This window comes from Okeania sp., from assembly GCF_983059655.1.
On the sequence record NZ_CEZPJD010000409.1, the window covers coordinates 1 to 6894 of the forward strand.

General features: G+C 35.7%; 6 protein-coding genes. 4 read left to right on the plus strand and 2 right to left on the minus strand.

What is annotated here, in order from left to right:
* Window positions 1-400 precede the first annotated feature (400 nt).
* Window positions 401-913, minus strand: coding sequence for an SMC-Scp complex subunit ScpB (scpB, locus tag AC3DU7_RS20520; RefSeq protein WP_488041111.1), 513 nt, complete (start codon window positions 911-913; stop codon window positions 401-403).
* A gap of 395 nt (window positions 914-1308) precedes the next feature.
* Between scpB and rpmI the strand changes: the two genes are divergently transcribed.
* The 3 genes from rpmI to AC3DU7_RS20535 all read left to right on the plus strand — a co-directional run bounded on the left by rpmI (window position 1309) and on the right by AC3DU7_RS20535 (window position 2632).
* Window positions 1309-1506, plus strand: a complete 198-nt coding sequence (rpmI, locus tag AC3DU7_RS20525; RefSeq protein ID WP_488041116.1) for a 50S ribosomal protein L35 — start codon at window positions 1309-1311, stop codon at window positions 1504-1506.
* Window positions 1507-1524: 18 nt separating this feature from the next.
* On the plus strand, window positions 1525-1881 hold the full coding sequence (rplT, locus tag AC3DU7_RS20530) for a 50S ribosomal protein L20 (protein WP_488041112.1): 357 nt from the start codon (window positions 1525-1527) through the stop codon (window positions 1879-1881).
* 220 nt (window positions 1882-2101) lie between these two features.
* Entirely contained in the window at window positions 2102-2632 is a 531-nt protein-coding gene (locus tag AC3DU7_RS20535) for a tetratricopeptide repeat protein (RefSeq protein ID WP_488041113.1), read from the plus strand.
* Between the two features lie 152 nt (window positions 2633-2784).
* Here AC3DU7_RS20535 and AC3DU7_RS20540 read toward each other — a convergent pair whose 3' ends face one another.
* Entirely contained in the window at window positions 2785-6141 is a 3357-nt protein-coding gene (locus AC3DU7_RS20540) for a PAS domain S-box protein (protein WP_488041114.1), read from the minus strand.
* A gap of 293 nt (window positions 6142-6434) precedes the next feature.
* On the opposite strand from AC3DU7_RS20540, the gene AC3DU7_RS20545 reads away from it, so the two are divergent.
* A partial coding sequence (locus tag AC3DU7_RS20545; RefSeq protein WP_488041160.1) for an RNA-guided endonuclease InsQ/TnpB family protein occupies window positions 6435-6894 on the plus strand: 460 nt, incomplete at its 3' end.

The window sequence follows — 6894 nt, forward strand, 5'->3', positions numbered from 1 at the left end:
GGATATCAGAGAGCGTTGATTCATATAATTAGGGTTTGCGCTTCACTAGTCTTTTAGTAGGGGTAGGAGACAGGAGACAGAAGAAATGGGGAATTTAGATCAAGTCTGGATAATTAGTTAGGGTTTGCGCTTCACTAGTCTTTTTTTAAGAGGAGTAGCCAGAATCAAGAATTCAGAATCCAGGAGGAATGAGATTCCGAGAAGAAATAGCCAGAAGAATCTTCCCTTGATTTTCTAACCCTTTTTTGCCAAAAATCCTAGATTTTTTAACTGGAACTACCTAAAAGCTGATACTTTGTTAGTAGCTGCAAAGTCTGAAACCTTTGTCATTAAAAACTTTGATATTTAATCAGCAAGCCCTAGTTATTGGAAAACTTCTACCTTCTGCCTCCTGCCTTCTTCACTCCTCTTCGTCATCTGAGAAAGAACTAAGGTCAAGTGATAATTGTTGAGGAAGTTGATCTAGTTGGAAATACTGATGAAATTTATCTGTGACTTGTAACCAATAAGAACGAGATTCTTTTTGACGACGTTTACGAACAAACCCCAAGGTAACAAGTTCTGGAACGTGCTGATAAACTCCTGAACCACGAATATCTACTAATTCTGATTGACTAATACCTCCTTTAAGAGCGATCGCTGCTAAAGTCCTCAGAGCACCTACTCCCAACTCTGGTTGAATTAAAGATTCTATCAACTCACTAAAAGTGGCTTTGAGTTGAAGACTATAGCCTTTTTCAGTTTCTACGACTTCTAAGGCAGTATGTCGGTGGGCATATTCAGACATTAATTCGATTAAAGCATCTTTAACTTGGCCACGCTCACACTTGGCAATTTCAGAAATTTCTGAAATAGAGAGGGGTTGTCCCTTCAGGTATAAAATTGCCTCAATTTTGCTAGGAAGACTAAACATTTAGTATCATTACTTTAGGGGTAGTCGTGATTAGAAAACTTTGCACTTCATTTATGAGCAAAGTGGTCTAGTCTGATTTTTTTATCATAAGGTTGTTTTTACGTCAAACTTGGGTTCCTAATCTAATACAATTCTGAGTAGATAGGCATAACGAAGTCAGAAGTCAGAAGTCAGAAGTCAGAAGTTATTTTTGTCACGGGGATTTGAGCTTCGCTCCAAAAATATTTCTCCAATCAAGGTGGGGTGGTGCGACCAAATATTTTAGGGGTTAACGGCTGTTAACCCATACACCAAGGTTAATAAGAGCTTCAGAAATTAACAATAAAATTAAGTCTTTCATTTTAACCAACTTTTGTGCTAAAATCAAATATTGTGTATAAAATTTAGTGCAAATCATGCCAAAATTAAAAACTCGCAAGGCTGCAGCTAGACGCTTTAAAGCCACAGGTAGTGGAAAAATCATGCGTCGTAAAGCTTTTAAGAGTCATCTGTTGCAACATAAAAGCTCCAACCGCAAGAGTCGTCTGTCTAAAATGGCTCTTGTCCATGAGAGTAATGAAGAAAATGTACGTTTAATGCTTCCATATTTGTAAAATTTTAGAGGAAAAATTATGACCAGGGTTAAAAGAGGTAATGTTGCTCGTAAACGCCGTAACAAGGTTCTTAAATTAGCTAAAGGATTTAGAGGTAGACAGTCTAAACTATTTAAAGTTGCTAATCAGCGAGTCATGCAGGCGTTACGAAATGCTTATCGCGATCGTCGTAAACGTAAACGGGACTTCCGTCGTTTATGGATTACTCGGATAAATGCTGCAGCTCGTCAACAGGGCATGAGTTATAGTCAACTGATAGGTAATATGAAAAAAGCTAATATTATCATTAACCGTAAGATGTTAGCCCAATTAGCAGTTTTAGAGCCTGAAACTTTTGCTAAAGTAGTTGAATTAGCAAGCCAAGCTCAAGGATAATATCAACTAGAAGATTTAGGGAGTTGGAAACCGGAAATTTTTATGACAACTACTTCCTACTCCACTCCTATAGCGCTACGCGCAAGTCAGAAGTCAGAAGTCAGAAGTCAGAAGTAATCCCTGACTAACTTTGAGTATTTATAAATGTCCCCGCCCTATTTGCCTAGTGCTATAAAATTTCAAATCTAGCCTTATTACTAATAAAAATTAATTATTAATTATGGATAGCACTCTACCAGTTTTATACCTACTAATACTATTAATATTATTGTCTGTATCCGGTATATTTGTCATTCGCCAGATTACTAAGACAAGGAAAACTGAAAGTCAGCTTTCTAAATTGACAAATAAACTGAAAAACGAACAGGGAACAATAGACGAATATTATCAGCTTGGCAGTATATTTTTAGAAAAAAAAATGTATTCTCAAGCAATTGAATTGTTACAAAAAGGTGTGAAATTAAAAGACTCAGAAAATTCAGAAAGTTCTGCTAAAGTTTATAATGCTCTTGGTTTTTCCTACTTTGCTAAAGATCAATACGATATTGCTATTAGGCAATACAAAGAAGCATTAAAAATAGACCCTAATTATGTAACTGTCTATAATAATTTAGGCCATGCTTATGAGAAGAAAAAATTAACTGCTCAAGCTTTAGAAGCTTATGAGTCAGCACTAAAATGTGACCCCAAAAATGATACTGCGAAAAGACGTGCAGAATCTATGAGAAAACGTTTAATACCATCTTCTTAAAGAGGGAAGAAGGAAGAAGGAAGAAGGAAGAAGGAAGAAGGCATAGGGCAGAAGGGAAGAGGTTTTAGAGCTACTTTACTTTTTGTTAAATACTTAGTTTTTTTTAGGCCAACTTACTTAACTTTTAACTTTTGACTTTAGCGAATTTGACTTTAGCGAAACGGTATAAGCTTCATGGGAATTTTCATCACAAACTCCGTTACTTTACCAAGATTAGAGTTACATTTTAGGCTACCGCCATGTTTCTCAACTACAATTTCATAGCTAATAGATAATCCTAGTCCAGTACCTTTACCAACATCCTTAGTACTAAAGAAAGGATCGAAAAGACGTTCTTTAACTTCTGGTGGAATACCAGTTCCATTATCCCGAATACAAATTTGTACAAACTTACCAACAATTTTAGTAGAAATTTCAATTAAGCTTGGTTCTGATTTAATTTGTTCCATAGTCCGCTTTGCATCTTTTTCTTCAATAGCATCGATGGCATTACTAATTATATGAATAAATACCTGATTAAGCTGTCCTGGATAACATTCCACTTGTGGAATATTGCCATAATTTTTAACTATCTCAATTGCCGGAAAATGATTTCGCCTATTAATACGATTGTATAAAATAGTAAGAGTACTATCAATTCCTTCATGGAGGTTAGCTTTTTTATGTCCAGATTGATCGAGGCGTGAAAAATTTCTCAAAGATTTGACAATATCTTCAATACGATTAGCTCCCACTTTCATTGAGTTGAGAAGTTTCGGTAAATCTTCCTGCAAAAATTCTAATTCCATCTCTTCTATTACTTCCTGAATTTCAGTATGTGGGTTAGGGTAATGGGTTTGATATAGCTCAATCAAATGGAATAAATCTTGAGTATATTGTTTAGCATAAGAAAGATTGCCGTAAATAAAACTGACAGGATTATTAATTTCGTGAGCTACTCCTGCGACAAGTTGACCTAAACTAGACATCTTTTCATTTTGAATCATCTGAGCTTGAGTCCGCTTCAGTTTCTTGAGAGTAGTTTCTAATTCTCTTGTCTTGCTGCGACTTTGATTATAAAGTTCTACTTGAGTCAAGGCAATATCTAACTGTTCCACTACAGCTTGTAGTAAACTAATTTCTGTATCATTCCAGTTGCGTACCTGAGTGTGATTATTACATACTAATGCTCCAATTTGACCTGATGTTTTTTGAAAGGGAACAGATAGAAAAGATTGAATTCCTAATGATTTGAGCAATTTTTGAAAAGTTCTATCTGGTTCTAAGTCAGTATCAACTATTTTGATAACTTCTAAGTGCAAAACCTTCTGATTAATTGAACCTAATATCGAAGCTGGGTACTTCTGTGGTATATCGGGTAAACCTGGAAGTTGAGACACATTACTAATATAACAATAAGGCTCTTCTGCATCAGTACAATACCAGAAAAAAAGGCATCGATCTGTTTGCATCAATTCCCGAACTCTATTGAGAGTAGTATTTAGAATAGTTTCAATGTCCAGGGATTGGCGAATCTGACTGATAATTTGGTTAAACAGTTGTTCTCGTTGAGCCTTTTCTCGTAACTGTTGTTCGGTTCGCTTGCGTTCAGTAATATCTGCATAAGTACCAAGAATCCCAAATATTCTACCATTTTCATCAACTAATGGGACTTTACAAATATCTAACCAAGTCAGATTGCCATTAGGAAGCTGTCTTTGCTCAACTAAGTGCATTTGTGGTTTACCAGATTGCATAACTTCTTGATCGCTCTGTTGTTCTAATCTGGCCTCCTCCTCATTCGAGGCCAAATTATAGTCTGTATTACCAACAATTTCTGAGCAAGGTTGGTGATTTATTTCTCTAATAAATGTACTATTACAACCTTTGTAAATACTATTGCAGTCTTTCCAGAAAATAGCTTGGGGCAAAGTATCTACAATAGTTCTGAGTAACTGTCGCTGTTGGAGTAATTCAGATTGAATTTTTTGGCGCTCTGTGACATCATGCGCCATAGTGAAAATGCTAATTAGCTGGCGGTCGTCATCATAAAATGCAAAGTTGTGCCACTCACAAACAATAATTTTTCCTGTCTTAGTGATATTTTCATTTATGCTGAATGTTCCTCCTGTTCCTGCCAGTAACTTTTGAATTACTTGATCTACATCATCTTGTGCTGAGGGAGGAACAAGATTCAATTCTGAAATCAACTTGCCATGGACTTCTGCTTTGCTATAACCAAAGATTTTTTCTGCAGTATGATTCCATTCAACAACACGAAAATCAGCATCCCATTCTATTGCAGCTAGAGGACACTGTTCAAAAAATCGTCTCAATCTTTTTTCGCTCCGACTTAGAGCAAATTCAGTTTTCTTTAGTTCGGTAGTGTCAAGAATAACGCCATCCCAATAGACATTTTCATCATTTTGTTTGCATGGCATTGCAGTTGCTTGTAGCCACTTGAGCTTGCCAGAAGGAGTAGTAATTCTATATTCTGTTTGCCATACTGCTTTAAGTGTGAAAGCCTGAGTTACAGACTGCTGAAAGGTGGGGAGATCTTCAGGGTGAACTAATTCCCACAAGATACTATTATCATGAAGTGCAGCTTCTGGATCGAGTTCGTAGATATCATAACAACCTTCACTCAGGAAGGTGAATTTTCCTATAGGATCTGTAGGAGATTGACAATATTGATAAAAAAGTCCAGGGGTGCTAGCAGCAATACGTTGCCAACGAGCTGTAACTTCTTGTAGTTGTGCTTCTGTGTGCTTTTTTTCAGTGATATCTTCGATGGATACTACTATACCTGTCACATTTCCTTCTTGGTCATGGAGTGGTACTTTATGCGTATTGATCCAAGCTTGACTACCATCTGGACGATGTTGGGTTTCTACAATATTCAACTCTGGAGTATTAGTCTCCATAATTCTAAAATCGCATTCCCGATACCACTCAGATTCTTCCTCTGTAGTAGGCATATCGTAGTCAGTTTTACCAATAATTTCTGTAGGTGATGAAAAACCACAAATTTGAGCGGCGTAACGGTTGCACCCTAAAAAAATGCTGTTGCGGTCTTTCCAAAAAATCATTTGAGGTAAGCTATCGATAATTGAGAGCAATAGCTGTTGTGATTGTTGAAGCTGTTTTAACTCAGTGATATCTTGAGAAAATGTTACCAAATAACTAATTTTTCTTTGACTATTACGCAGAGGAATTTGATGAATAGCTAAATAACGCTCTTCTATATTGTCATTTAGTTTGATTTCGGTAGTTTTTTCTACTGGATGTCTATCGTTTGTCACCCTGCTGACTTCTGAAATTTTAGTTTGATTTTCACGGCTTTGTTGCTGAAAAGCATGATTACTATAAAATATTTCCTGGTTTTTCAAATCTTGACAAATCAAGCTTTCGGGTAAAATATCTAATATTTGCTCCAACTGATATAGACGTTCTCTAAGAATAGCATTTTCATTTTGTAAATCAACTAACTGTTGTTGGCAGGTACGCAAACTGTTGACATCAGATTTCATAACTCTTTATTAGCTAATATTAAGAAATTATATTATTTTGATTATTTAACATTTACTAATATAATAACTAATATTATTGTTTTTGACATCTCATCTTTTACCGTTAAAGCCTACTAAGTTTGATGGGAAGATTAGGAGTGAGGGAAGATGGGGCTATCAACAGTATTAAAATAATTAGACAAAGTGAGACACAATTAGACAAATACTCTGTGATACACTAGATTTATGTCTAACTTATTAACTATATATGAAACAGCACAACTGCGCGCTTAGTGCCAACAAAAACAATAATCATGAAATCTTTTAAGACTAAGCTCAAACTTAACAACCAACAAAAAACAATACTTGCCAAACACGCAGGAGTAGCTCGTCATGCTTATAATTGGGGATTAGCAACTTGCATAAAAGAGTACGAAGAAACTAAATTTCGCCCAAGCGCCATCACCCTGCATAAACGTTTAGTAGCCGAAGTCAAATCAATTAATCCCTGGTATTATGAGGTATCTAAATGTGCCCCTCAACAAGCATTAAGAGATTTAGAAAGGGCATTTAAAAACTTTTTAACTATTCGGGGACGTGGATTTCCAGTCTTTAAGAAAAAAGGTAGAAAAGACAGCTTTTACTTAGAAGGAAGTATCAAAATTTTCCAAGGAAACTACATACAACTACCCAGAATAGGAATAGTAAAAACTTATGAAATCTTACCTTCAGTACAAGTAAAAAATGTCAGAATATCCAAAAGAGCAGATAACT